The sequence below is a fragment of the Nakamurella multipartita DSM 44233 genome, assembly GCF_000024365.1.
Taxonomy (GTDB): domain Bacteria; phylum Actinomycetota; class Actinomycetes; order Mycobacteriales; family Nakamurellaceae; genus Nakamurella; species Nakamurella multipartita.
Genome location: NC_013235.1, coordinates 5,939,531 through 5,963,828, shown reverse-complemented (window position 1 = coordinate 5,963,828; position 24,298 = coordinate 5,939,531). Strand labels below are relative to the sequence as shown.

The window sequence follows — 24,298 nt, the reverse complement described above, 5'->3', positions numbered from 1 at the left end:
GACAAAAATGATCATGAGGAACGGCTACGAGGCCGCCCGACCACCGGAAGAAAGATCGAGGCTAGGCTGCCCGATCGTGGAATTCGGACAGGACTCGGTGATCGCGATTGCGGTTGCCCTGCCGGTGTGGCTGCTGGTCGCCTACCTGATCGGGCAGCTGGCCCGCTGGCTGCTCCGGGGGCGCGTGTCGCTGTCCACTAGCAGCACGACCGTCATCGCGGTGCTGGGCGTCTCCGGCGGGATGCTGATCGGTGGCCTGATCGACTCCGCGTCGAACCCGTGGAGCCTGCGGGTGGTGCTGCTGGCCGTCCTGGTCACCACCGCGCTGCTGGCGATGTTCGCCGCGGTCGCCGCCCGCCTGCAGCCGCCGCGGCCGGCCGAACCCGTGCAGGAGCTGATCCGGCGCGGGGAATCCGACCGGCTCGAGTTCAAGTCCAGCGCCCGCTGGAACCTGCACACCAAGGCCCGCGACGAACGGATCGAACTGGTCATCGCCAAGGCGGTGTCCGGGTTCCTGAACTCCGACGGCGGGACCCTGCTGATCGGGGTGAACGACGCCGGCGACGTGATCGGCCTGGCCAACGACTTCACGGTGGTCAAGTCGCCCGACGCGGACCGGTTCGAGCTATGGCTGCGGGACTACCTGGCCACCGCGCTCGGTCAGACCGCCGCCGGCCAGGTTGTCATCGACTTCACTCCGGTCACCGTGGACGGCGCCGACACCTACGTCTGCCGGGTGACCTGCCCGGCCTCACCCCGCCCGGTGTTCCTGCGGCCGGGCAAGGGCGGCGCCGTCTCCGAGCTGTGGGTGCGCATCGGCAACTCCACCCGGCAGCTCAAGGTCGACGAGGCGGTCGACTACGTCATGCACCGCTGGCCGCTGGGGGTCGGTCGAACCCTGTCCGCGCAGCTGCGGGCCGCGGCCCGCGGGTCGGGAACGGCCGCCTGAGCGCCGCCCGGCCGGACCGGGCGGGGACCGGACAGTGTCAGGACAGCGTCAGGACCGGATGTCGGGGCTGGCCGCCGGCGCCGGCAGCACCACCCGGGTGGCCCGGGCGGCGGCCGGAACCGAGCCGGTGTCCACGGCGGCGAACTGGGCCTCGAGCTCGTCGACCCGATCGGCGGACGGGCCCGGGATCCGGTCGGCCGGACGCGTCCCGGTCATGGCGCCCGACTTCTCCAGCGGCAACACGACCAGCGCGACCAGCATCCACAGCAGCTGCACGCTGCCGGCGAACGCCAGCAGCGTGCCGCCGTTCTCGTACTCCCAGTCCTTGACGTCCATCAGCGCGGCCGTCGGGATGCACCAGAACGTCAGGCCCGCGGTCATCAGCACCGAGTACCCGATGGCCTGACCGATGCGGCCCATGAGCGCCCGATCCGACGAGCCGTACCCGCTGTCGTCGGCGGCCAGCTCACCGATGGTCCGCTTGAGCCGCACCGCGATGATCAGCATCGCCGGGAAGATCCAGATGATGTGGTGCACCCAGCTGACCGGGCTGACCAGCACGCCGACCAGGCCGGCCAGCGTCATCGCGGCCAGCTCGTCGCCGCCGAGTGCGGCCCGCCGGGCCCGCCAGAAGCCGACGACCAGCACCACCAGGGCGAGCGCCAGCCAGGGCAGGCGGCCGGGGGCGAGCGGGGAGTCGAGCCGGGCGATGAGGCCGTTGACCGACTGGTTGACCGTGGTGTCCAGGAAACCGACCCGGGAGGTCTCCCACATCAGCGCGGTGAAGTACTTCCAGGTCTCGGCCGGCGCGATGACCAGGCTGACCAGGTTGGCGGCGATGACCGTGCCGACCGCGGTCAGCGCGGCCCGCCAGCGACCCACCACCAGCAGGTAGATGATGAAGATGCCCGGGGTCAGCTTGATGGCGGTGGCCAGGCCGATGCCCACCCCGGTCCACTTGCTGCCGCGGCGACGCAGGATCAGCAGATCGACCGCGACCAGCAGGGTCAGGTAGATGTTGATCTGGCCGAAGGACAGCGTCTGCCGGAACGGCTCGAGAGTGAATGCGAACGCGGTGGCCACGCCCACGGCGGCCAGCATCAGTGGCTTGGGCAGGCGGACCCGCTCGCGCAGGGTCAGGTAGACGAATGCCGCACCGGCGGCCACGATGCCCAGCATCGACATGGCGTGCACGACCGGGTAGCTGAACAGGCTCATCGGCGTCATCAGCAGGGCGCCCACCGGCGGGTAGGTGAAGCCGAGCTCGATGTTGACCGGATCGGGCTGCGAGTACGAGTACAGGTCATGCCCGGAGAGCCAGAAGTTGATGGCGTCGTAGTACAGCCGCAGATCGAACTGGTTGTGGTCCTGACCGATGACCTCGTTGAACGCCCACGCCGCGAACACGGCCATCAGCACGGGCAGCACGACCGTCACGACCCGGGTGGCGCGGGGCAGCGAATCCCACCAGCGCACCACGCGCATGGACGTCACGGTTGTTCGATCGGGTTGTGTCACGTCTGTGATTATCCAAGACCGGTCATTTCTACGGAACACTTTTGACCATTCCGGTACATCGCAAAGATCACTGGGTTCGGACGCAACCCTCGCCTTCGATCCCAATACTGGGACATCGGTGCAGCTCACAGCGCTGCCGGAGTCACGATTGGACCGCTGACCGGGTCCCGTCGACCATAAGTCGGCTCGGGTGGGAAAACGTAAAGGAATGGTCAAACAATGGCCCGGCGGGGTGCGTCCGAGTAAACTTCAGACCAAATGTGAGCCAGCGCACATCACGATTCGGCTGCATTTCGGCGCGCCGCCGCACGCGCGGGAACCGACCGCGGTCGCGCCCGGCCCGGTTGGGGTCGGTACGGTCGGCGCACACCGACCCCGGGAGGAGCCGCATGCCCGAATCAGGCCTGTCCAGCGCACCGTCGACCCCCGAGCCGATCGAGGTGCGCAAGATCCCGCTGCACAGCGTGTCCGACGCCTCCGAGCTGACCGCGCTGTTCGACGCCGGGATCATCGACGCCGACCGGGTGGTCGCGGTGATCGGCAAGACCGAGGGCAACGGCGGCGTGAACGACTACACCCGGATCATCGCCGACCGGGCCTTCCGGGAGGCGATCGTCGCCGGCGGCACCCGGACCCTGGACCAGGTCCGGCAGATCCCGATCGTCTGGTCCGGCGGCACCGACGGTGTGCTGTCCCCGCACGCGACGGTCTTCGCCACGGTGCCGGCCGATTCGGTGCCGGCGACCGACGAACCCCGGCTGACCGTCGGCTTCGCGATGAGCGAGCAGCTGCGGCCCGAGGACATCGGCCGGACGGCGATGATCACCAAGGTCGCGGCGGCCGTCCGTGAGGCGATGGCCCGGGCCGGCATCACCGACCCGGCCGACGTGCACTACGTGCAGACCAAGACGCCCCTGCTGACCATCCACACCATCCGGGACGCCAAGCAACGCGGGCAGACGGTCTGGACCGAGCACACCCACGAGTCGATGGACCTGTCCAACGGTTGCACCGCGTTGGGGGTCGCGGTCGCGCTGGGCGAGATCGAGATGCCCGGGGACGCCGACGTCATGCACGACCGGTCGCTGTTCTCCTCGGTCGCCTCCTGCTCGTCCGGGGTCGAGCTGGACCAGGCCCAGGTGGTGGTCGTCGGCAACGCCCGCGGCGTCGGTGGCCGCTACCGCATCGGCCATTCGGTGATGCAGGACGCTTTGGACGCCGACGGCATCTGGGCGGCGATCCGGGACGCCGGCCTGGACCTGCCGGACCGGCCCCATCCCCGTGACCTGGACGGCCGCCTGGTCAACGTGTTCCTCAAGTGCGAGGCCTCCCAGGACGGGCAGGTCCGCGGCCGGCGCAACGCCATGCTCGACGATTCCGATGTGCACTGGCACCGGCAGATCAAGGCCTGCGTCGGCGGCGTCACTGCCGCGGTGACCGGAGACCCGGCCGCCTTCGTCTCGGTGTCCGCGGCCCACCAGGGCCCCGACGGCGGCGGCCCCGTCGCCGCGATCGTCGACCTCGGCTAACCCCCCGGCCTGTCGCGCGGATCAACGCCCCCGGCTTGTCGCGCGGATCAACTCCCCCGGCTTGCCGCGCGGATCAACTTCCCCTGCGCGGATGAACCTGCACCGAATGGGCTCTCCTGCCGTGTCTGTGGGTTAGCCGCGGCCTGGGAGTGCTGGGCGGTGTCCGCCCAGCCGGAGCATAGCCAGGGCTATGAGGGCGTGTGGAGAGGCGAACCCGAACGCGACTCGGGTGATCAGCCTGATCTTGGCGTTGACGGACTCGACGCGGCCGTTGGACATGTGGTGCTCGATCGCGGCCAGGATGCTGGCTCGATGTCGAGTGATCCGTTTCGCCAGGCTGCTGAACAGTCCGATGCCGGCGGTCCGCGCCCAGGTGATCCAGTTCTCCAGGGCGGTGGCGGCCTGCTCGACCGGCAGTTTGAAGATCAGTCGAAGGCCTTCCTTGAGCAGATACGCGCGGTGCAGGTCGGGGTCGGTCAGCGCGATCCAGGCCAGTTTGACCTGCTGATTCTCGGTGAGGTCCTCCGAGTTTCGCAGCAACGCCGACCGGGCCCCGGCCATGCCCTTGACCAGGTCAGCGCCGGCTTGCCCGGCAGTGACGACCGGGCTCGAGCCGCCCGCGATGCGGTCGACGGCGGCCCGGCGGGCCTGCCGACGGGCCGTGCTGATCACGATGCGTCGTAGCTTGTCCAAGGCGTCGGTAGCCCACCCAACAACATGGAACGGGTCAGCACACCGGACCGCGTTCGGGCATCGCTGCTTGACGACCGTGCTGATGTAGGTGGCGCCGTCGGCCGAGACATGGGTCAGCAGAGCGCACCGATCCGGGCCCAGAAGATCGAAGAACTGGTGCAACGTTGCCGAGTCCCGACCGGGTGCCGCCCACAACAAGTGACCGGTGTCGTGGTCCACCACGACCGTGAGGAACCGGTGGCCACGCTTGTAGGAGATCTCATCGATCCCGAGGCGGCGGACCCCGCGTAACCGGTCCTGCAACCGTTCATGATCGGCCCAGTACCGAGACACGATCGCCCCGACAGTGCGCCAACTGATCCGCAACAGCTGGGTCGTGGCCGTCTTCGAGGTCTGAGTGGCCAACCACGCCACGGTCCGGTCGAACACCAGGGTGTGGCCCGCGCCGTGCCTGGCCCAGGGCACATGCGCAACGACCACACCATGCTCACGGCACGACACCCGAGGGGCCTCAGCCTCCACCACCGCCCGGGACAACCCCACGTCCACCGTCCGCCACTGCCGACGGCCGGCGCCCCGGTCGTACCACGGCGACCGGCGTCGACACCGGCCACACCGCCCCGCCCACCTCTTCACTGGCCGGACCCGCACCACGATCAAGTCCGGATCATCGACGTCGACGTCCTCAACGATCGCCCCCATCAGGCCCAACGCCCGATGCCATACCCTGTTTCCGCGCACGCCGCTCTCCGCCCACCGTCCCGGGACCTTCAGACAGCCCCAGAACCTAGGCGCGGGAGCGGCGTGTTGCCATTCCCCACCCCAACAAACGACCCACTGATTCAGCAGGAGAGCCACCGAATGTGACTGGTGTGACGCAAGCGCACGACTTCATCCGCGCGGGCTGGGGCAGCGGTGCTGCGCGGATAAACCTGCACCGAATGGGACAGGTGGGTCGCAAGTCAACGACTTCGGCCGCGCCGGGGAAGTTGATCCGCGCGGGAAAGGAGAGGATCCGCGCGGTAGGGAGAGGGGTGCGCGCGGCCGTGGGGAGGGTCAGCGGCGGATGAACTCCAGGTCCTGGATCTGGTGGCCGGCGGCCAGGCCGCGGCGCTCGAAGCGGGTCGGGGGGCGGAAGGTGGGCCGGGGGGCCCAGCCGGCGTGGGCGTTGCGCAGGGTGCGGGTGGCGGTGCAGGCGGCCAGCATCTGCTCGGCGTAGGGCTCCCAATCGGTGGCCAGCCGGAAAATCCCACCCTTGCGGAGGCGGGAGGCGACCAGCTCGGCGAACTCCGGGGTGACCAGCCGGCGCTTGTGGTGCTTGGTCTTGGGCCAGGGGTCGGGGAAGAACAGCCACACCTCGGCCAGCGAACCGGGGGCGATCAGGTCGGTCAGCACCGATACCCCGTCGCCCCGGACCAGGCGGACGTTCTGCGCACCGACCCGGTGCAGGTGGTGCAGCGTCTGGGCGACACCGGGCTTGTAGACCTCGACGGCCAGCAGGTTGATCTCGGGCCGGGCGATCGCCATCTGCGCGGTCGACTCGCCCATGCCCGAGCCGATTTCCAGCACCACGTCGGCGTCGCGGCCGAACAGGGCCGCCGGATCGATGACGCCGTCGAAGTCGATGGGGTCCCGGTACCAGGCGGCGGCGTGGGTCTCGAACGCGCGCCGTTGGACGGGGTTGAGCCGGCCGCCGCGGGGATGGAAGCTGACCACCCGACGGAAGTGGGCGGGCAGCCCGTCATCCGGGGCGGTGGTCACGATCCTGGCGTCCTGCACAGCAGGCAGCCTAGGTGCTGAGCGCGGTCGCGGGACCATCGACGCCGGGTCGGCGGGCCGGGGCGAGTGGCGCCGCCACGCCCGCCGCCGCCGGTCAGTCGGCCGGCTGGGACCCGGAGCGCTGCTCGCGGTGCTTCATCTCGGCCTCGAAGACATGCGGCCGGCCGTCGGACAGCCGGTCGCGGACCAGCGCGTCGACGGCCCGGAACACCTGGTAGTAGTGCTCGTCGTAGGCCTCGACCAGCTGGAACGTCCACATCCCGGGCACCACGTCCCGGCCGACCAGGACCTCGTCGATCTCGGCGGCCAGCTCGTCGTGCCCGGCCGCCCGCAGCGCGGCCAGGGCCTCCTGCAGGGCCAGATCGGCCTCGCCCGACATCCGGTGGAAGCCGTAGAGGAAGCCGCGCGCGTTCTCCACCACCTCGAACGCGGCGGACACCTTGCCGACCGCGTCGACGGTGGCGTCGTCGGTCCCGGCCGGCCGGGGGTGCACCACCGGCCGATCGGGCCGCCGGGCGGATCCGAACCGGGCCAGCGGGCCGCTCACCTCAGGCGTCACGCTTCTGCAGGAGCAGCAGCGCGATCAGCCACAGCACCAGGCCGGTGCCGGCGAACACCAGCAGCCCCTGCAGGGCATCGGGTCCGCCGCTGGGCTGGAACAGGTTGGCCACGCCGGTGGTCGGCGCGATGATCTTGTCCGAGGCGGCGAACGGCAGCCACGGGCCGACCTTCGGGCCCACGGTCGGGATCAGGGTGAACAAGCTCTCCAGGATCAGCGGCCACAGCAGCAGGATCGCGATGGCGCCGGCGGACTGCCGCACGATCGTGCCCACCGACACCGCGATGACCGCGGCGATGGCGAAGATCGCGCCGTAGCCGACGACCTGCCGCCAGTCGTCCCAGGTGGTCAACTCCAGCGGCACCGGCGGGTTCTTGGCCAGGCCCTTGGCCAGGAAGTAGGACGCGACGGCGGCGACGATGCCGACCACCGCACCCAGCAGGGCCAGCAGCACCGTCTTGGCCAGCAGCACCTTGGGTCGCCGGGGCACCCCCAGGAAGGTGTTGCGGATGGTGCCGAACCGGTACTCGGTGGTCACCGCCAGCGCCGCGAGCACCATGAAGATGCTCATGCCCAGGCCGACGCCACGCAGGAACAGGTAGGGGATGGCCGCGTCGCCGTTCTCCACCAGCCCGAACAGGGTGGCGAAGCCCAGCGCGGCGACCGCGATCGCGGTCAGGCACCAGTAGGGCGAGCGGGTGGAGAACAGCTTGATGCGTTCGACGTTGAGCAGGGTCACCGGGATTCACCTTCCCGCGGCGGAACGGGGGACGGGGCCGGGGCGGCGAACCCCGGCGGGCCGGGTGGCGGGTAGCCGGCCGGCACCCCCGGTGGGGGAAAGCCGGGCGGCGGCGCTCCGGCCGCACCGACCGTGCTGATCGGGGCCGATCCCGCTCCATGGGCGCGGGAACCGCCGTACTCGACGGCGTCACCGGTGAGCTGGATGAACGCCTCTTCCAGCGAGCCCACCTGCGGGGTGAGCTCGTGCAGGGTGATCCCGGCCGCGCCGGCCACGTCGCCGACCTGTTCGATCGGCGCGCCGACGACCTCCAGCGCCCCGTCGACGTCGTTGACGGTCAGATTCGCCGTGACCAGGGCGGCGCGCAGGTCGGCCAGCTGCGGCGAGCGGACCCGGATCGAGGAGCGGGTCGCCTGGGCGATGAAGTCCTTGGTCGCCGCGTCGGCGATCAGCCGGCCCCGGCCGATGACGATCAGGTGGTCGGCGGTGAGCGCCATCTCCGAGAGCAGGTGCGAGGAGACGAAGACGGTCCGGCCCTGGGCGGCCAGATTCTTCATGAAGGTGCGGATCCAGTAGATGCCCTCCGGATCCAGTCCGTTGACCGGCTCGTCGAACAGCAGCACCTTCGGATCGCCCAGCAGGGCACCGGCCAGGCCGAGCCGCTGCTTCATGCCCAGCGAGAACTTGCCGACGGCCTTCTTGCCGACGCTGGTCAGCCCGACCAGCTCGAGCACCTCGTCCACCCGGCGGGCCGGGATCTTGTTGGACGCGGCCATGAAGCGCAGGTGCGAGCGCGCGGACCGGTTGGGGTGCACCCAGTTCGCGTCCAGCAGCGCGCCGACCTGCGTCAACGGCCGGGTCAGCGCGGCGTAGGGCTGGCCGTCGATCAGCGCCCGCCCGCCGTTCGGGTTGTCCAGACCCAGGATCATCCGCATGGTGGTGGACTTGCCCGCGCCGTTGGGTCCCAGGAATCCGGTCACCATGCCCGACTGCACGGTGAACGACAGGTCGTCGACGGCCACCGTGCTGCCGTATCGCTTCGTCAGGCCTACTGCCTCGATCATGTTGCCTCCCCTCGGTCCAGCATTGCATGTGCCGTCCGGGCGGTCGGCAGGGCGCTCAGGACAGCAGCGGCAGCGGCAGGTAGCGGTCGGATCCCAGGCCGGCCCGGATCGCCGACCACGCCTGCCGGGCGGAGACGCCGGTGTCGCGGTCGACCGCGGCCGCGATGGCCCCGCTGACCCGGGCGGTGGCGAACGAGGTCCCCGACCACTGGGCGAAGCCGTCGAACTTGCGGACCGTGCCGGTAGGGGGATCGCCCAGGTAGCGGGCGTCGCGTCCGGCGCTGGCCTTCTCGAAGCCGGCCACCTTGCTGGGGAGGTAGGTGCTGATCAGCTCTTCCCCCTGGGTGGTCACATCGACCCAGGGGGCGTCGGGGCTGAACGTCGACCGGTCGCCGCGCGCGTCGGCCGACCCGACCGCGACCACCGGCGCGCTGGCCGCCGGGAAGATCGGCCGGCGGCCCCACTGGTACTTCACGCCGGCCCGTAGCCGGCGCGGGTCCCGGCCGTGGTTGCCGGCCGCGGCCACCACGACGACCTCCGGGCCCAGCAGCGCGACCGCGGCGGCCAGCGCCAATGGGGCCTGACCGTCGTAGGTGAACGTGCCGGAGCTGATGTTGAGCACGTCGATGCGCTCGTTCGGCGCGGCCTTGGCGTTGCGCTCGGCGATGTCGGCGATGCGCCGCGCGACGTCCCAGGCCGAGCCCCGACCCAGGGGGTTCAACGCCGGGAACACGACGATCTCGGCATTCGGCGCCTGGTGGGCGATCAGACCGGCCAGGAAGGTGCTGTGGCCGGTGCGCCAGTTGGGGGTGCCCGGGTCGAGCCGGTTCGCGCCGATCACCCGGGTCCGGTCGGACAGCCAGGGATGCGTCACGAACGGGGTGTCCAGCAGCCCGACCCGCACCGGATGATCGCCCGGGGCGAACGCGGCCAGGGTGGTCGTGGGCTCGCCGGCCAGCCCGGGCGGGTACTCGTCCTCGCGGATGATCACGCCACCCTCGATGGACTGGGTCAGCGTGCGGTTCTTGCCCATGGTGGGTATCCAGGCGGCGTTGCGAGCCCGGAAGATCTCGCGAAGCCGGCCGAGCACGGCGTCGAGCACCAGCTCGCCGGGGCCGCCGAGGACGAACACCTCGGGCGCCTTTTCACTGGCCCGGCCCAGGTCGCGATCGTCGAGCTGGGCCGGCGGGACGAACTCGAGCAGGGTCAGACCCAGGCGTGAATCCGGCTCGGACCGACCGACCAGAATGCCTAGCTCGTCCTTCAGGGTGCTGGTCACCAGCTCGGCGTCCTGGCTGGACACGAGGATCGAATCACCCTCGACCGGTTCATAGCTCGTCGCGGATTCGCGCATTTCGGTCATGGGTGGCGATAGTAGGTGTTCGCTCTGCATGCGCGCAGCCGGATAATTCACCCGGAGACGACCCCAACGGGTGACGGAGGGTGCCATGTCGTCGGATGCGCGGGCGCCGGAGGCGGGCACCCGCGACGGGTTGTCCGGCCCGCTCGTCCCGGACGCGGCCGACCAGGTGCTCCGGCAGGCCACCGTCGAACCGGGCCGGGCCTATCGCCGCGCCCTGGAGTTGGGTGAGCACGCCCGGCGCGGGGGCGACGCCCGGTCCGCCGCGGTCTGCGCGCACGCCGCCGGCGTGGCCGCCCAGCAGCTCGGCCGCATCGACGACGCCATCGAGCAGTACCGCCGGGCCATCCGGATCGCCGGGCCGGCCGGGTTCGTCGACGTCGCCGCCCGCGCCCGGGCGAGCCTGGCCGGCTCGATGTTGGTGCGCGGCCGGCTGGCCGCGGCACTGCGGGAGATCGACGGGGCCCTGGCCGACCTGTCCGGGGTGGACGCGGCCCGGGCGCTGACCCAGCGGGCGGCGATCCTGCAGCTCACCGGCCGGCCCGAGGACGCGCTGGCCGATCTGCGCCGGGCCATCCCCGCGCTGCGCCAGGCCGGTGACGCCGACTGGGCCGCGGGGGCGCTGTCCAACCGGAGCGTCCTGCACATCGCCCGGCGCGCGTTCGCGGCGGCCGAGGCCGACCTGGTGCTGGCCGGCCGGTTGGCCGCCGAGCACGGCCTGACCCTGTGGTCGGCCTACATCGAGCAGAACCTGGGCTGGTTGGAGTCCAACCGCGGCGAGATCGTCAACGCGTTGGGCCACTTCGCCCGGTCCGAGCAGCTGTTCGGGCAGGTGGGCACGCAGACCGGGTCGCTACTGGTGGACCGGGCCGAGATGCTGCTCTCGGTCCGGCTGATCGACGAGGCCCGGGTAGCCGCGGACGGCGCGGTCGGCCTGCACCGCCGGCACCGCGACCAGCTCCACCTGCCGCGCGCGCAGTTGCTGCTGTCCACCGTCGCGCTGGTGCAACGGGACCTGGCCGTCGCCGCGCGCTCGGCCGAGCAGGCGCTGGGCGGATTCGGCCGGCTCGGCGACGCCGGCGGGGTGGCCCTGGCCCGCTTCGCCCGGCTGCAGGCGCGGTACGCGATCGACCCCGCCGCGGTGACCGCCGGCCGGGCCCGCCGGGCCGCCGACGAGCTGCGCGCGACGGGCTGGCAGGTGCCTGCGCTGGAGGCCCGGGTGCTGGCCGGGATCATCGCGCTGCGTCGCGGGCAGCTCGGCGCCGCCCGGCTCGACCTGGCCCTGGCCGCTCGGGCCCGGGCCACCGGGCCGGCCGAGGTCCGCATCCGGGGCTGGCTGGGCGAGGCGCTGCTGCGCTCGGCCGACGGTCGGCCCACCGCCGCCCATTCGGCGATCGATGCCGGACTGCGGATCGTGGACCGCTACCAGGCCACCCTCGGGGCCACCGAGCTGCGCGCCCACGTCAGCCTGCACCGCGGCGAGCTGGCCCGGCTGGGCCTGCGGCTGGCCCAGGAGGCCGGCGATGCCCGCCGGATGCTGGCGCTGGTCGAGCGGGGCCGGGCGTCCGCATTGCTGTTCCGGCGGCCGCGCCCGCCGGCCGACCCGGCGCTGTCCCGGGACCTGGCCGATCTGCGCACGACCATGCGCGAGATCGACGAGGCGCGCGACGAGGGCCGCTCGAGCACCGCGCTGGTCGCCCGGCAGGTCCGGCTGGAGGATGCGATCGCCGGCCGGACGATGCAGCTGCCCGGTGCGCTCGGGCCACCGCGGCGGCTGCCGCGGCGGCGGGCCGAGCTGGCCGCCGCCTTCACCGGCTCCACCCTGGTCGAGTTCGTCGAGATCGGCGACCGGTTGCACGCGGTCACGGTGCACGACGGGGTGTCCCGGCTGCACCCGCTCGGCGCGGTGGAGACCGCCCGCCGGCTGCTGCCCCAGCTCTCGTTCGCGCTGCGCCGGCTGGCCCGGCCACACTCGACCCCGGCCCGCCAGGAGGCTGCGGCGGCGGCCCTGCGCAGGATGCAGGGCGAGCTGGACGAGCTGCTGTTCGGGCCGATCCGCGACCGGCTGGGCGACCGGCCGCTGATCGTCGTGCCGTCGGCCGGGCTGCACGGCCTGCCCTGGGCGGCGTTGCCCACCTGCCGGCAGCGGTCGGTCTCGGTGGTGCCCTCGGCCACACTGTGGCTGGAGGCGGCCGCCCGCAACCGGCCGGCCGGCGACCGGATCGTGGTCGCCGCCGGGCCCGGCCTGCCGGGCGCCGCGCAGGAGGCGGCCGTCGTCGCGGCGCAGTATCCCGGGGCCCGCTGCCTGGTCGGCGAGGACGCGACGGCCGAACGGGTCGCCGCGGCCGGGGACGGGGCCGACATCCTGCACATCGCCGCGCACGGCCGGCTGCGCTCGGACAACCCGTACTTCTCCTCGCTGCAGTTGGCCGACGGCCCGTTGACCCTCTACGACCTGGAACGCATCGACGCCCCCGGCCACGTCGTGCTGGCCGCCTGCGAGACCGCGCAGGCCACGGTGGTCGCGGTCGACGAGGTGTTGGGTTTCGCCGCCATGTTGCTGGCCCAGGGCACCACCTCGCTGGTCGCCCCGGTGGTCACCGTGGTCGACGAGGCGGTGGTCGATCTGATGCGGGACTACCACCGGCAACTGCTGGTCGGCGAGCCGCCCGCGCAGGCGCTGGCCACCGCGCAGTCCCGGGCGGCCGGGCGGGGGCTGGCCGCCTGGGCCGCCGGTGCCGGCTTCGTCTGCATGGGCGCGGGCATCCGGCCGGTCTTCCTGCGGTTGACCCCCTGAACTCCGCCGCCGGTCATCCCGAAGTCCGGCACAAACCCGTCGGCCGGATGTATTTCTGCCGGCCCCACGGCATCAGTCAGATGTGCGCACGTCCGCACTGGTGGCTGATTCGGGAACCGGTCCGGCCGCCGCCGCGGACGACGGGGCAGGTCGGCCGGACCCGGAAGGTGACGCATGACCGAGACAACGGACATGGGCGAGGTCGTCAGGGCGGCCGCGCAGGGCAGTCAGCAGGCGTGGGATGTGCTGGTGGACCGGTACATGCCGTTGGTCATCTCGGTCGCCCGAGGTTTTCGACTCTCCAGCAAGGATGTCGAGGACATCAGTCAGACCGTGTGGCTGCGGCTGGTCGAGCACATCGACTCGTTGCGCGAGCCGCGGGCGCTGCCCGGCTGGATCGTGACGACGGCGCGGCGCGAGGCCATCCGCGTGCAGCGTTCGAAACTACAGACCAACCCGGTGGACCCGGGTGCGGGAGGACCGTTGGACAGGGACGCGGACTCGGTTGGCATGGACGACCGACTCCTGACCGCCGAGCGGCACCGCGCCTTGCGCGGCGGCCTGCGCGAGCTGCCGGTGCTGCACCGTCAGCTCATCGAACTGATGGTCATCGACCCCCCGCTGAGCTACCAGGAAATCAGTGCCCGGCTGGCCATCCCGGTCGGCAGCATCGGTCCGACCCGCAAGCGGGCGCTGGCCAAGCTACGGGCGACCGGACCGATCCAGTCCCTGCTCGGAGCGGAGAGTGAGCGGCGATGACCACCTCGGGATGGATGGAGGACGACGAGGCGTTGGTGGCGCAGCTGCGCCAGGCCCTGGCCCAGGCCACCGACCGCACGCCCGAGCCGGGCGGGCCCGGGTTGGACCCGGACACCGTCGAGCGCATGTACGCCGCGGCCCGGGCCGCCTTCACCTGGCGGACCATCGACCAGGAACTGGAACTGCTGGCGATCGCCGAGGAGTCGGCCGGCGCGCCGGTGCTGGTCCGCGGGGCGGAGGAACCGGTCACCCGGACGCTCGAGTTCGCCGGTCGGTCGGTCAGCATCGAGCTGGAGATCGGCCCGGAGATCATCGTCGGGCAGATCTACCCGCTGCAGGCCGGCCGCCTCACCCTGCTCACCCCGGCCGGCGAGGAAAGCGACGTCACCGCCGACGACGTCGGCTGCTTCACCTTCCCCCGGCCGCCCGGTGGGCCGTTCCGGCTGCGCTGCACCACCGCCGACGCCGGGGTCATCACCGACTGGATCTGCATGACCTGAGCGCGCGGCCGTCACCTCCACCCGCCGGCCCGCTCGGTTTCGTAGGGTGGGTCGAATGTCGGACCCGCACAGCGCCCCACCCCCACGCGCCGCCGTCCCCGCGTCCCGGCACGGCGTGGATCCGGCCTTCACCGCCCTGCCGTTGGCCGCGCTCGCCGACGCCGCGCTCGGCGCGGCGACCGCCGCCGGCGCCGGTTTTGCCGACTTCCGGTTCGAGCGCCTGCTCACCTCGACCCTGAGCATCCGGGACACCGCGGTGCAGAGCGCGACCGATGGGCAGAGGACCGGCTTCGCCGTGCGGGTGATCGTCGACGGCGTTTGGGGATTCGCCGCCTCCGTCGTGCCCACCCCGGACGCGGCCGCGGCCACCGCCCGCCGGGCCGTCCAGGTCGCCCGCGCCCTGGCCCGGGTCGTCGACGAACGGGTGGAGCGGGCCGACGAGCCGGTGCACGCCGATCAGGAATGGGTCAGCGCCTACCACGTCGACCCGTTCGCGGTGGCCGGCGCGGACAAGATCGCCCTGCTGCTGGACCGCTCCGAGCGGCTGCTGGCCGCCGACGGGGTGGCCCACACCGAGGTCGGCCTGTTCCAGGTCAAGGAGAACAAGTACTACGCCGACACCGCCGGCACCCGGACCACCCAGCAACGGGTGCGGCTGGAACCGACGCTGGTCGCGACCGCCATCGACAGCGCCACCGGCGCATTCGAGACGATGTCCTCGCTCACCCCGCCGGTCGGTCGGGGGTACGAGTACCTGACCGACGGCACCTGGGACTTCGACGGCGAGATCGCCGTCATGGGCGAGCAGCTGATGGAGAAGGTGAAGGCGCCCTCCGTCGAACCCGGCCGCTACGACCTGGTCATCGACCCGACGAACCTGTGGCTGACCATCCACGAGTCGATCGGCCACGCCACCGAGTACGACCGGGCCATCGGCTACGAGGCGGCGTACGCGGGCACCTCCTTCGCCACCCCGGACAAGCTCGGGTCGTTGGTCTACGGCTCGCCCGGGATGCACGTCACCGGTGACCGGACCGTCCCGCACGGGTTGGCCACCATCGGGTTCGACGACGACGGCGTGGCCGGGCAGTCCTGGGACCTGATCCGGGGCGGCCTGCTGGTCGGCTACCAGCTGGACCGCACCTTCGCCCACCGGTTGGGGCTGCCCCGGTCCAACGGCTGCGCGTTCGCCGACTCGTCCGGGCACATCCCGATCCAGCGGATGGCCAACGTGAGCCTGCAACCTGACCCGGCCGGCGGGAGCACCGCCGACCTGATCTCCGGGGTGGACGACGGCATCTACGTCGTCGGCAACAAGTCCTGGTCGATCGACATGCAGCGCTACAACTTCCAGTTCACCGGGCAGCGGTTCTACCGCATCCGCGGCGGCCGGCTGGCCGGACAGGTCCGGGACGTGGCCTACCAGGCGACGACCACCGACTTCTGGGGCTCGATGGACGGGATCGGCGGGCCGTCCACCTACCTGCTCGGGGGCGCGTTCAACTGCGGCAAGGGCCAACCGGGCCAGGTCGCGGCGGTCTCCCACGGGTGCCCATCCGCCCGGTTCCGCGGGGTCAACATCCTCAACGCCACCCAGGAGGCCCAGTGAGCGGGGGAGCGGGCGGCCTGCTGACGCCGCCGCAGATCATCGAGGTGGCCCTGGCGGCCAGCCGGGCCGACGGCTGCATCGTGGTGGTGAACGGATCCACTTCGGCCAACATCCGGTGGGCCAACAACACCGTCACCACCAACGGGGTGGCCCAGGACCTGTCCTGGTTCGTGGTGTCCGTCGTCGGCGGGGCGGCGGCCACCGTCGCCGGGTCGGCCTCGGACGCCGCCTCGGCCGAGGCGGTGCGGGCCGTGGTGGCCGCCGCCCACGAGGCCGCCGTGGCCGCCTCCCGGCTGGGTCCGGCCCGGGATGCCCAACCCCTGATCGAACCGACCGGCGGTGCCCCGGCCGACTTCGACGACGAACCCGTGGACACCTCGTTCGCGGTCTTCGACACCTTGCTCACCGGCCTGGTCGACGCGTTCGCGGCCGCCCGGTCGGACGGCCGGGTGCTCTACGGGTTCGTCGACCACACCGTCACCACCACCTATCTGGGGTCCTCGACCGGACTGCGCCGGCGCTGGGTGCAGCCCACCGGGACCCTGGAGGTCAACGCCAAATCGGCCGACCTGCGCCGCTCGGCGTGGGCGGGGGTCTCCACCCCGGACTTCCGTGACGTCGAGCTGGATCGGGTGCTCGCCCCGTTGGTGGCCCGGCTGGACTGGGCCAAGCGGTCGATCGACCTGCCGCCGGGCCGGTACCGGACGGTGCTGCCGCCGACCGCCGTCGCCGACCTGATGATCTACCTGGCCTGGAGTTCCGGAGCCCGGGAAGCGCACGAGGGCCGATCGGCGTTCGCCGCGCCGGGCGGCGGCACCCGGTCCGGGGAGCGGCTGACCGACCTGGGGCTGACCATGTTCAGCGACCCCGACCAACCTGGGCTGGCCGCGGCGCCGTTCGTGGTGGCCGGGCACTCCAGCGACGACGTCTCGGTCTTCGACAACGGGGCCCCGATCGGGCGGCACGAGTTCGTCCGCGACGGGGTGATCGGTTCCCTGCTGCACACCCGGGGATCGGCCGCCGAGTTCGGCGAGCCGTTCACCCCGTCCTCCGACAACCTGGTGCTCACCGGCGGTCAGGCCGACCGGGACATCGACGCGCTGGTCGCCGACGTCGACCGCGGGCTCCTGCTGACCTCGCAGTGGTACATCCGCGAGGTCGATCCGGCCACGCTGCTGCTGACCGGGCTGACCCGGGACGGGGTGTTCCTGGTCGAGCAGGGCGAGGTGGTCGGGGCGGTAAACAACTTCCGGTTCAACATGTCGCCGCTGGACATCCTGCGGCAGGCGGCCGACGTGGGGGCGAGCGTGCCGACCCTGTCCCGGGAGTGGGCCGACTGGTTCACCCGCACCGCGATGCCCCCGATCACCGTGGACGGCTTCAACATGTCGTCGGTGTCGCCCGCTACCTGACGGGCCGCGGTCGCGCGACCCGATCCCGCCCGCTACGCTCCGTCGCACTGGATCACGGGCAGTGATCGAATGCGCGGACGCGAGGCGGGGGACATGACTCGGAGTGCAGCGAGCCGGTGGCCGGGGGGTCGCATCGGCGCGATCGTCGTGGGCGCGGGGGTGCTGCTGGCCGCCTGTGGCGGCGAGGGCGCGTCCTCGCCGTCCGGTGCGACCACCGCCGGCGGCACGACCGCCGGCACCCCGGCCTCGGTGCCGGCCTCGGGGGTGCCGGCGTCCTCGGACATCCTGGAGCAGACCGGCTCGACCATCACCGTCCCGGTGACCACGGTGACCGGCAGCAGCGGTGATGCCAAGGTGACGGTGCAGATCAGCGTCGGCGGCGGGCCGCCGGCCACCGTCGTGCTGGACACCGGGTCCGCGGGCCTGCTCATCGACGCCTCGATGGTGGGCTCCCAGGTCGTCGACTCCGGGCAGCAGTTGGACAAGAACTTCGTCGGCGGCACGGTGCCGGCCACCCTCGCCCAGGCTCCGGTGACCGTCGGCGGGGTGACCACCGCCTCGCCCGTCGGCATCGGCCTGCTCCAGGCCGGCAGCGGGGCCGGCCTGTTCGACGGCACGTCCGGGCTGCTGGGCATCGGGACCGCGAACGGGCCGACCCTGAACGCGGACCTGTTCTCGCCGACGTTGCAGCTGCCGGCGCCGTACCAGGCGGGCTCGATGCTGGACATCTCGCCGACCGGCACGGGGACGTGGACGCTGGGCCCGGTCACCGCGCCGGCCGGAGCCGTCGCGGTGCCGCTGGTCGCGGTGAGTGGCCCGCCGACGACCTACCCGGACGGCGCGCCCGCCTATGCCAAGGACGTGCAGCTGTGCTGGACGATCGGCTCGGCCGCCCCGGCCTGCGGCCCGACCGACCTGGACATCGGCAACCCCAACACCGCGCTGAACTCGACGACGTTCGCCGCGCTCGACGCCGGCGGGGACCTGCTGGCCAGCGGCACCGGCATCGTCATGGGCACCACCGAGAAGCAGACACTGTGGTCGTTCACCAGCGGCCAGACCCAGGGGCAGAACGTGGTCGAGCTGGCCGCGCTGGGCGCCAACACCGAGTTCAACACCGGAATCGAGTACTTCTACGCGAACACGGTGGCCTTCGACTACGCCAACGGCCGACTGTTGCTCGCGCCCAAGGGCTGAGCCCCGGGGTCCACCCGTCCACTGACCCCACCCCAGCCGCCGGTCGAGTGTGCAGATCGGCCCTTATTCGCGCGAATAAGGGCCGATTCTGCACACTCGGCGGGTCAGGTGGTGCGCTGCGCGGCCGGCGACTGCGACGCGGCGGCCGTCGGCGACAGGTCGGCCAGGGTCAGCAGGTGCCGCGGCGCGTGCGGGAACGGGCGGGTGCTGGTGATCGTCAGGTCCCGGGCGACGTGCACCAGCTCGCCGGAATCCATGAGCCGCCAACCGGTTTCGCCATCCATTGGCTCGCTGGCGACGACCACGGCGGGCTGGTCGGCCAGCTCGGGGCTGTGCGCGCGGATCCGCGGCGAGGCCACCGCCAGCGGGGCCGGGTGCGCGCTCCGGTCGAGCACGTACAGCTCGTGGTTGGCCGGGTAGCGCAGGGCCCACAGCTCGTCCGGGGTGCCCAGGATCAGGTTGACCGAGAACACCCCGAGGTGGTCGGCGATCCAGCCGACGGCCGCGACGATGCCGTCCGGCACCGACCCGTCGTGCCGCCGGATCTCCGCGGTGATCAAGGCGAACATGCGCTCGCTGTCGGTGTCGCCGAGCACCAAGCCGGACGCGTCGAGCTCGCGCAGGCGTTCGTTGAGTGGGTCGAGGTCCTCGAGAGTGCCGTTGTGGGCGAAGATCCGACCGTCCATGGTGAACGGGTGGGTGTTGGTCACCTTGTGCGCGCCCACGCTGGCGTACCGGACGTGCGCGAGAAACGTTCGGCTGCGGGCGGTTCGGGCGTCCCGGGTGAATTCGTCGTCCGCGTAGGCGGCGATCGGCTGCTTGTCCAACCGGGGCTCGCCGTCGGCGTCGAACACCCCGATCCCGGCCCCGTCGGGGTTGTGGTGACTTTGCCGGCGCAGGCTATCCGGGGCGTCGATCAGCCAGAACGAGGCGGTCACCGGCGAGGCGCCGGCATGCAATCCGAAGAGTCGACACATGCCGGGCAGCCTGGCAGAGGTCCGGACCGGCCGCAGTCCCCGAACTGGGCGATCCCTTTCGGGTCGACCCAGTGACAAACAGAATTCCCCGCCTTCGAACAATTCCGAGAAATCGTCAACCGGAATTACCGGCCGGCCGGGCGGCCGATCGATGGCACCCGAAGATGATCACGGCCGAGCCCATCTGCGCAGCTAGCGGCAACATCACTCAACTACGACCGGCTCTGAACAAGATCGAACAAAAGGTGGGCGAACCCACACAGTACGGGCGTCATCTTTCACGATTCTGTGGCGCGTCCGACACTGTTTTCCGCGGCCAGGCGCAACACGGCGTGACTAGTGTCGCGGAAATCGACCGGCACAAGGGGGTGCCGCTCGGCCAAGCCACACCGTTCCCGGCCGGTCGTCCGGGGCCAATCCCAGGAGATGATGCGTGTGACCGCGGTGATCCGTCCGACCGACGAAGCAACTGGTGCCGCCGAGATCCCGGCGACCTCGATCTCCGGGTCGTTCTCGGCCGGGCCCGGGGTGCCCGCCGGCATCAAGGTGGAGGGGGCGCCGGCCGGAACCTCGCCCGCGCTGCTGTCCTGGGTCCTCGAGGTCGCCGAGCTGACCCGGCCGGATCGGGTCGTCTTCACCGACGGGTCCGACCAGGAATGGGACCGGCTCATCGAGCACATGCTCGGCACCGGCACGATCACCAAGCTCGCGGCCAAGGAGAACTCCTACTGGGCCGCGTCCGACCCGACGGACGTCGCCCGGGTCGAGGACCGCACCTACATCTGCTCGGTCGATCCGGCCGACGCGGGGGCCACCAACAACTGGATGGACCCGACCGCCATGAAGTCGATCATGACGGCCCTGTACGAGGGCTGCATGACCGGCCGCACCATGTACGTGATGCCCTTCTGTATGGGCCCGTACGATGCGCCGAACCCCAAGCTGGGGGTGGAGATCACCGACTCGGAGTACGTGGTCGCGTCGATGCGGATCATGACGCGCATGGGGACCAAAGCCCTCGAATTGATTAACGCGGGCAACCCGTGGGTCAAGGCGCTGCACTCGATCGGCGCTCCGCTGGCCCCCGGTCAGCAGGACGTGCCCTGGCCATGCAACGACACCAAGTACATCGTGCAGTTCCCCGAGGAGCGGACCATCTGGTCGTTCGGCTCCGGCTACGGCGGCAACGCCCTGCTGGGTAAGAAGTGCTACTCGCTGCGCATCGCCTCGGTGATGGCCCGCGACGAGGGCTGGCTGGCCGAGCACATGCTGATCCTGAAGATCACCTCGCCCGCGGGCAAGGTCGACTACCTCGCTGCCGCGTTCCCCAGCGCCTGTGGCAAGACCAACCTGGCCATGCTCGAGCCGACCATCCCGGGCTGGAAGGTCGAGACCCTCGGCGACGACATCGCCTGGATGACCTTCGGTGAGGACGGCCGGCTGTACGCGGTCAACCCCGAGTACGGCCTGTTCGGCGTCGCCCCCGGCACCGGCTGGAACACCAACCCGAACGCGATGCGCACCATCGCCCAGGGCAACTCCCTGTTCACCAACGTCGCCCTGACCGACGACGGGGACATCTGGTGGGAGGGCCTGACCGAGGAGCCCCCGGCCCACCTGACGGACTGGAAGGGTCGCGACTGGACCCCGTCCGGTTTAGATGAGCACGGCCGCCGACTCGATTCCGCTGGCGAGCCGTCCAGCCACCCGAACTCGCGGTTCTGCACCCCGATCACCCAGTGCCCGATCATCGCCGACGAGTACTTCGAGCCGGTCGGCGTACCGATCTCGGCCATCCTGTTCGGCGGCCGCCGCAAGACCACGATCCCGCTGGTCACCCAGTCCCGGGACTGGCAGCACGGCGTGTTCATGGGGGCGACGCTGTCCTCGGAGACCACGGCCGCCGCCACCGGCGCGGTCGGGGTCGTCCGCCGCGACCCGATGGCCATGCTGCCGTTCATCGGCTACAACGCCGGCGACTACTTCGCCCACTGGATCGACATGGGCAAGGGTGCGGACGAGAGCAAGCTGCCCAAGATCTTCTACGTGAACTGGTTCCGGCGCGACGCCGACGGCGGCTTCCTGTGGCCGGGCTTCGGGGAGAACTCCCGCGTGCTCAAGTGGGTCATCGAGCGGCTTGACGGTTCGGCCGCGGCCGTGGAGACCCCCATCGGGCACGTTCCCGGTGAGGGTTCGCTGGACGTCGACGGCCTGGGGCTGACGGCCGACGAGCTGGCCGCGGCGCTGACCGTGGACCGCGAGGAGTGGGCGGCGGAGATCCCGCTGATCGAGGAGTGGTTCGCCAAGATCGGCGACTCGGTTCCGACCTCCCTGCGCGACGAGCTCGACTCGCTCAAGCTGCGGCTGGGTCTGAGCTGAGTCCGCTCCGAGCGGTGCCTGATCGCGGTCTGAGCGCGGGGAGCAATCGCCGCGGCGCCGGTCGGCCCAATCGGGTCCGGCCGGCGTCGCCCGGCTGACCACGGAATGACATCTCAGGCTGCCCTAACGGACCAAGGGATCTTGCCGACCCGGTGATTCTTGCTCGTTCAGCCCTACGATGATGACTTCGGCCGACGGGCGGTCGGACTTTCGTGATTTCCTAGTCCGGTGTCCGGCCGCACGGCCCCGCGGGGAGGCGGGTCGGGCGATGCAGGTCGTCAGCGCAGATGTCATGCGGGGTTCTAGGGGATAGCTGGGCGTGGTGACACAGTCGCGAAATGGTGAGCGGCGCGGGGGGGCGTGGTGGCGCGCGCCGATAGCCAACCGCGACCTGGGCGAGGACAACCAGTCCGTCGTCATCAACGACGCCATGGGGCCCTTCTGCGGGCTCGGCGCGATCATGTTCGGCTTCGTCTCGTTCGCCCAGTTCAAGTTCGACCCGACCCCGGGCTCCTGGTGGTCCTCCGGCCTGGCCGCGCTGACCGGTCTGTTCCTGGCCGTGTCCTTCCTCGTCCTGCACAGCGGCCGCGGGCAGGTGCTGCGGCGTCACTCGTTGCGGTTCGGGGCGGTGGTGACCGCGTTGGTCGCGGCCAACCCGATGATCTACATCCTGGGCACCAGGGTGACCTATCCGGCCATCGGCATGCTGCTGGTGATCGTCGCCCTGGGCGCGCTGGTGCACAACCGGTTCTGGGCGGTGGCCACCATCGCCTTCGTCGACCTGTTCTGGATCGCCTGTGCCGCCGGGTTCGGCCTGCCCGTCCCGCCGGCCACGTTCGCCGCGCAGATCATCAAGGCCAACGCGCTGGCCATCGTGCTCAACATCGCCCGCCGGCGCACCGTCCGCCGGTTCGAGTCCGCCCAGCACGAGGTGCACCGGCTGGCCACCACCGACGAGCTCACCGGGCTGGCCAACCAGCGCGGCCTGTACGAGGTGGTCCGTGAGATCCCCGCCCGGCTGCGCAAGGAGGGTCTGGACCTGACCGTCGTCTACATCGACGTGGACGACCTGAAGTCGGTGAACGATCGGCACGGCCACGCCGCCGGCGACGCCCTGATCCGGTCGGTGGCCGAGGTGCTGCGGGGGGCGTTCCGGGAAAACGACACCATCGCCCGGGTCGGCGGGGACGAGTTCGCCGTGCTGATCACCAGCACGAGCCAGCGGGACGCGCAGACCCTGGTCGACCGGACCAATCAGCGACTGGCCGAGCAGGGCATCTCGGCCAGCATCGGTACCGCCAGCGCCTCGTCGGCGGACCCGGACTTCGACACCAACGTCCTGCTCGACCGGGCCGACGCGGCCATGTACGAGGCCAAGATGATCCGCAAGAGCGGCCTGGCCTGACCTGATCGATCCGGGCCCGAGCGGTGACGGGCTACTCGGTGCCGTCCGGGTGCCGCTTGAACAGCTTGCGCACCAGGATCAGCGCGACGATCCCGGCGATGATTGGCAGCACCCGCTTGAGGATCGGGGTCGCGGTGGCCGACCACAGGTCCAGCTCGCCCGCGGCCGGGGCGGCCCCGCCCGGCGCCCCGAACGCGGCGGCCGCCGCCGGGGTCGGCGTGACGTAGTCCGCGGCGACCTCGTCCGGGTTGGTCACGTCGACCAGCTCGGCGCCCCCGGACTCGTGCCCGGCCAGCTTGGTGGAGACGCAGTCGGCGAACTGGCCGATCAGTTTGTTGCCGACGTCGACCATCACCCCGCGGCCGAACTGGGCCGGGCGTCCGGTCAACGACAGGGTGGTGACCAGATCGACCTGGGTGCGGTTGGGGGCCAGCGCGGTCGCGGTCGCGGTGACCAGCATGGCCGCGGTGGAGGTGGAGCCACCGGCGTTGCCGGTCGCCTCGATCTTGGCCCGATGGGTCGCCTCGTCCTTCTCGACGATGCGGGCGTGTCCCTTGTAGGTCATCCGGATCGGACCCAGCTTGATCTTGACCGATCCGCTGAAATCGTCGCCCTCGACGTGGTCCAGGATCGCCCCCGGGAAGCAGGGCCCGACCAGTTCCATGTCCAGCAGCGAATTCCAGGCCTTCTCGACTCCCACCGGAACCTCGAACCGATGCTCCAGTTCCATACCGACCTCCGCGACGAAGAGGCCGAGGTCGTCCGACCGCGGCGAAGGTCTGATCGTATGTCGGGCCGGCCCGGCCCGCGCCAGCAGCAGCCGTCGGCCACCGGCCGCCGCCCCGTCGAAGCGGCAACGCCGCAGGTCCCGACCGTCGAGGCTCCGATTGTCGGACGTGGCGCAGTCGAATACCGGCGGGCTTCGTGCCACTATCGACGGTGTCGAGCGCAGGGCGGCGGGTGCGATCCACCCGGGCCGAGGCGCTCGCCGCCACCGTCAATGCCGACGGGCCCTGTGCGTACGCACCGCCTCCGGGCCACGTCGGTGCCGATTCCCGGCGATCCCGGGCATT

19 protein-coding genes are annotated in these 24,298 nt (G+C 71.3%); 10 read left to right on the top strand and 9 right to left on the bottom strand.

What is annotated here, in order from left to right; all coding sequences use genetic code 11:
- Positions 1-76: 76 nt before the first annotated feature.
- Positions 77-949 carry an AlbA family DNA-binding domain-containing protein gene (locus NAMU_RS26435; protein WP_138180497.1) on the top strand — a complete coding sequence of 291 codons (873 nt, stop codon included), beginning with the start codon at positions 77-79 and terminating at the stop codon, positions 947-949.
- Between the two features lie 48 nt (positions 950-997).
- Here NAMU_RS26435 and NAMU_RS26430 read toward each other — a convergent pair whose 3' ends face one another.
- Positions 998-2,434, bottom strand: a complete 1,437-nt coding sequence (locus tag NAMU_RS26430) for a glycosyltransferase 87 family protein (RefSeq protein ID WP_015750398.1) — start codon at positions 2,432-2,434, stop codon at positions 998-1,000.
- Positions 2,435-2,856: 422 nt separating this feature from the next.
- Between NAMU_RS26430 and bar the strand changes: the two genes are divergently transcribed.
- The gene (gene bar / locus NAMU_RS26425; RefSeq protein ID WP_015750397.1) at positions 2,857-3,996 is read left to right on the top strand and encodes a barbiturase; all 1,140 of its coding nucleotides are present in this window, start codon (positions 2,857-2,859) and stop codon (positions 3,994-3,996) included.
- 132 nt (positions 3,997-4,128) lie between these two features.
- Here the strand turns inward: bar and NAMU_RS26420 are convergent, their stop codons facing one another.
- From NAMU_RS26420 to NAMU_RS26395, 6 genes are all read right to left on the bottom strand, one after another.
- Positions 4,129-5,430, bottom strand: a complete 1,302-nt coding sequence (locus NAMU_RS26420) for an ISL3 family transposase (RefSeq protein ID WP_015746744.1) — start codon at positions 5,428-5,430, stop codon at positions 4,129-4,131.
- Positions 5,431-5,745: 315 nt separating this feature from the next.
- Positions 5,746-6,450, bottom strand: coding sequence for a tRNA (guanosine(46)-N7)-methyltransferase TrmB (trmB, locus tag NAMU_RS26415; RefSeq protein WP_015750396.1), 705 nt, complete (start codon positions 6,448-6,450; stop codon positions 5,746-5,748).
- A gap of 112 nt (positions 6,451-6,562) precedes the next feature.
- Entirely contained in the window at positions 6,563-7,015 is a 453-nt protein-coding gene (locus tag NAMU_RS26410; RefSeq protein ID WP_015750395.1) for a hypothetical protein, read from the bottom strand.
- A 1-nt stretch (position 7,016) separates the two neighbouring features.
- Positions 7,017-7,766, bottom strand: a complete 750-nt coding sequence (locus tag NAMU_RS26405; protein ID WP_015750394.1) for an ABC transporter permease — start codon at positions 7,764-7,766, stop codon at positions 7,017-7,019.
- Positions 7,763-8,830, bottom strand: coding sequence for an ABC transporter ATP-binding protein (locus tag NAMU_RS26400; RefSeq protein ID WP_015750393.1), 1,068 nt, complete (start codon positions 8,828-8,830; stop codon positions 7,763-7,765). Before NAMU_RS26400 ends, NAMU_RS26405 begins: the two co-directional genes overlap by 4 nt.
- 55 nt (positions 8,831-8,885) lie before the next feature.
- Positions 8,886-10,193, bottom strand: coding sequence for a S8 family peptidase (locus tag NAMU_RS26395; RefSeq protein WP_015750392.1), 1,308 nt, complete (start codon positions 10,191-10,193; stop codon positions 8,886-8,888).
- An 85-nt stretch (positions 10,194-10,278) separates the two neighbouring features.
- Here NAMU_RS26395 and NAMU_RS26390 point away from each other — a divergent pair, with 85 nt between their 5' ends.
- The 6 genes from NAMU_RS26390 to NAMU_RS26365 all read left to right on the top strand — a co-directional run bounded on the left by NAMU_RS26390 (position 10,279) and on the right by NAMU_RS26365 (position 18,464).
- Positions 10,279-12,987 carry a CHAT domain-containing protein gene (locus NAMU_RS26390; protein WP_015750391.1) on the top strand — a complete coding sequence of 903 codons (2,709 nt, stop codon included), beginning with the start codon at positions 10,279-10,281 and terminating at the stop codon, positions 12,985-12,987.
- 174 nt (positions 12,988-13,161) lie between these two features.
- Positions 13,162-13,746 (top strand): RNA polymerase sigma factor, encoded by a 585-nt coding sequence (locus tag NAMU_RS26385; protein ID WP_015750390.1) that lies wholly within the window; start codon positions 13,162-13,164, stop codon positions 13,744-13,746.
- Positions 13,743-14,246 (top strand): hypothetical protein, encoded by a 504-nt coding sequence (locus NAMU_RS27950; protein ID WP_015750389.1) that lies wholly within the window; start codon positions 13,743-13,745, stop codon positions 14,244-14,246. Before NAMU_RS26385 ends, NAMU_RS27950 begins: the two co-directional genes overlap by 4 nt.
- A 55-nt stretch (positions 14,247-14,301) precedes the next feature.
- Positions 14,302-15,855 carry a TldD/PmbA family protein gene (locus tag NAMU_RS26375; protein WP_015750388.1) on the top strand — a complete coding sequence of 518 codons (1,554 nt, stop codon included), beginning with the start codon at positions 14,302-14,304 and terminating at the stop codon, positions 15,853-15,855.
- A complete protein-coding gene (locus tag NAMU_RS26370) occupies positions 15,852-17,267 on the top strand; it encodes a metallopeptidase TldD-related protein (RefSeq protein ID WP_015750387.1) in 1,416 nt (471 codons plus the stop codon). Before NAMU_RS26375 ends, NAMU_RS26370 begins: the two co-directional genes overlap by 4 nt.
- Before the next feature lie 93 nt (positions 17,268-17,360).
- Positions 17,361-18,464, top strand: coding sequence for a hypothetical protein (locus tag NAMU_RS26365; RefSeq protein WP_015750386.1), 1,104 nt, complete (start codon positions 17,361-17,363; stop codon positions 18,462-18,464).
- Between the two features lie 104 nt (positions 18,465-18,568).
- Here NAMU_RS26365 and NAMU_RS26360 read toward each other — a convergent pair whose 3' ends face one another.
- Complete coding sequence (locus NAMU_RS26360; protein WP_015750385.1) at positions 18,569-19,441, bottom strand: class II glutamine amidotransferase; 873 nt, start codon at positions 19,439-19,441, stop codon at positions 18,569-18,571.
- Positions 19,442-19,969: 528 nt separating this feature from the next.
- Between NAMU_RS26360 and NAMU_RS26355 the strand changes: the two genes are divergently transcribed.
- On the top strand, positions 19,970-21,820 hold the full coding sequence (locus NAMU_RS26355) for a phosphoenolpyruvate carboxykinase (GTP) (RefSeq protein ID WP_041371725.1): 1,851 nt from the start codon (positions 19,970-19,972) through the stop codon (positions 21,818-21,820).
- A gap of 319 nt (positions 21,821-22,139) precedes the next feature.
- Positions 22,140-23,225 carry a GGDEF domain-containing protein gene (locus NAMU_RS27945; RefSeq protein ID WP_015750383.1) on the top strand — a complete coding sequence of 362 codons (1,086 nt, stop codon included), beginning with the start codon at positions 22,140-22,142 and terminating at the stop codon, positions 23,223-23,225.
- Between the two features lie 31 nt (positions 23,226-23,256).
- On the opposite strand, the gene NAMU_RS26345 is transcribed toward NAMU_RS27945, so the two are convergent.
- Positions 23,257-23,955 (bottom strand): SRPBCC family protein, encoded by a 699-nt coding sequence (locus tag NAMU_RS26345; protein WP_015750382.1) that lies wholly within the window; start codon positions 23,953-23,955, stop codon positions 23,257-23,259.
- Positions 23,956-24,298 lie beyond the last annotated feature (343 nt).

Bases quoted from the DNA above. Each gene is read 5' to 3' on its own strand.
- NAMU_RS26430 (WP_015750398.1), bottom strand. From the start codon at position 2,434: ATGCGCGTGGTGCGCTGGTGGGATTCGCTGCCCCGCGCCACCCGGGTC.
- bar (WP_015750397.1), top strand. From the start codon at position 2,857: ATGCCCGAATCAGGCCTGTCCAGCGCACCGTCGACCCCCGAGCCGATC.
- NAMU_RS26400 (WP_015750393.1), bottom strand. From the start codon at position 8,830: ATGATCGAGGCAGTAGGCCTGACGAAGCGATACGGCAGCACGGTGGCC.
- NAMU_RS26395 (WP_015750392.1), bottom strand. From the start codon at position 10,193: ATGACCGAAATGCGCGAATCCGCGACGAGCTATGAACCGGTCGAGGGT.
- NAMU_RS26390 (WP_015750391.1), top strand. From the start codon at position 10,279: ATGTCGTCGGATGCGCGGGCGCCGGAGGCGGGCACCCGCGACGGGTTG.
- NAMU_RS26385 (WP_015750390.1), top strand. From the start codon at position 13,162: ATGACCGAGACAACGGACATGGGCGAGGTCGTCAGGGCGGCCGCGCAG.
- NAMU_RS27950 (WP_015750389.1), top strand. From the start codon at position 13,743: ATGACCACCTCGGGATGGATGGAGGACGACGAGGCGTTGGTGGCGCAG.
- NAMU_RS26375 (WP_015750388.1), top strand. From the start codon at position 14,302: ATGTCGGACCCGCACAGCGCCCCACCCCCACGCGCCGCCGTCCCCGCG.
- NAMU_RS26365 (WP_015750386.1), top strand. From the start codon at position 17,361: ATGACTCGGAGTGCAGCGAGCCGGTGGCCGGGGGGTCGCATCGGCGCG.
- NAMU_RS26360 (WP_015750385.1), bottom strand. From the start codon at position 19,441: ATGTGTCGACTCTTCGGATTGCATGCCGGCGCCTCGCCGGTGACCGCC.
- NAMU_RS26345 (WP_015750382.1), bottom strand. From the start codon at position 23,955: ATGGAACTGGAGCATCGGTTCGAGGTTCCGGTGGGAGTCGAGAAGGCC.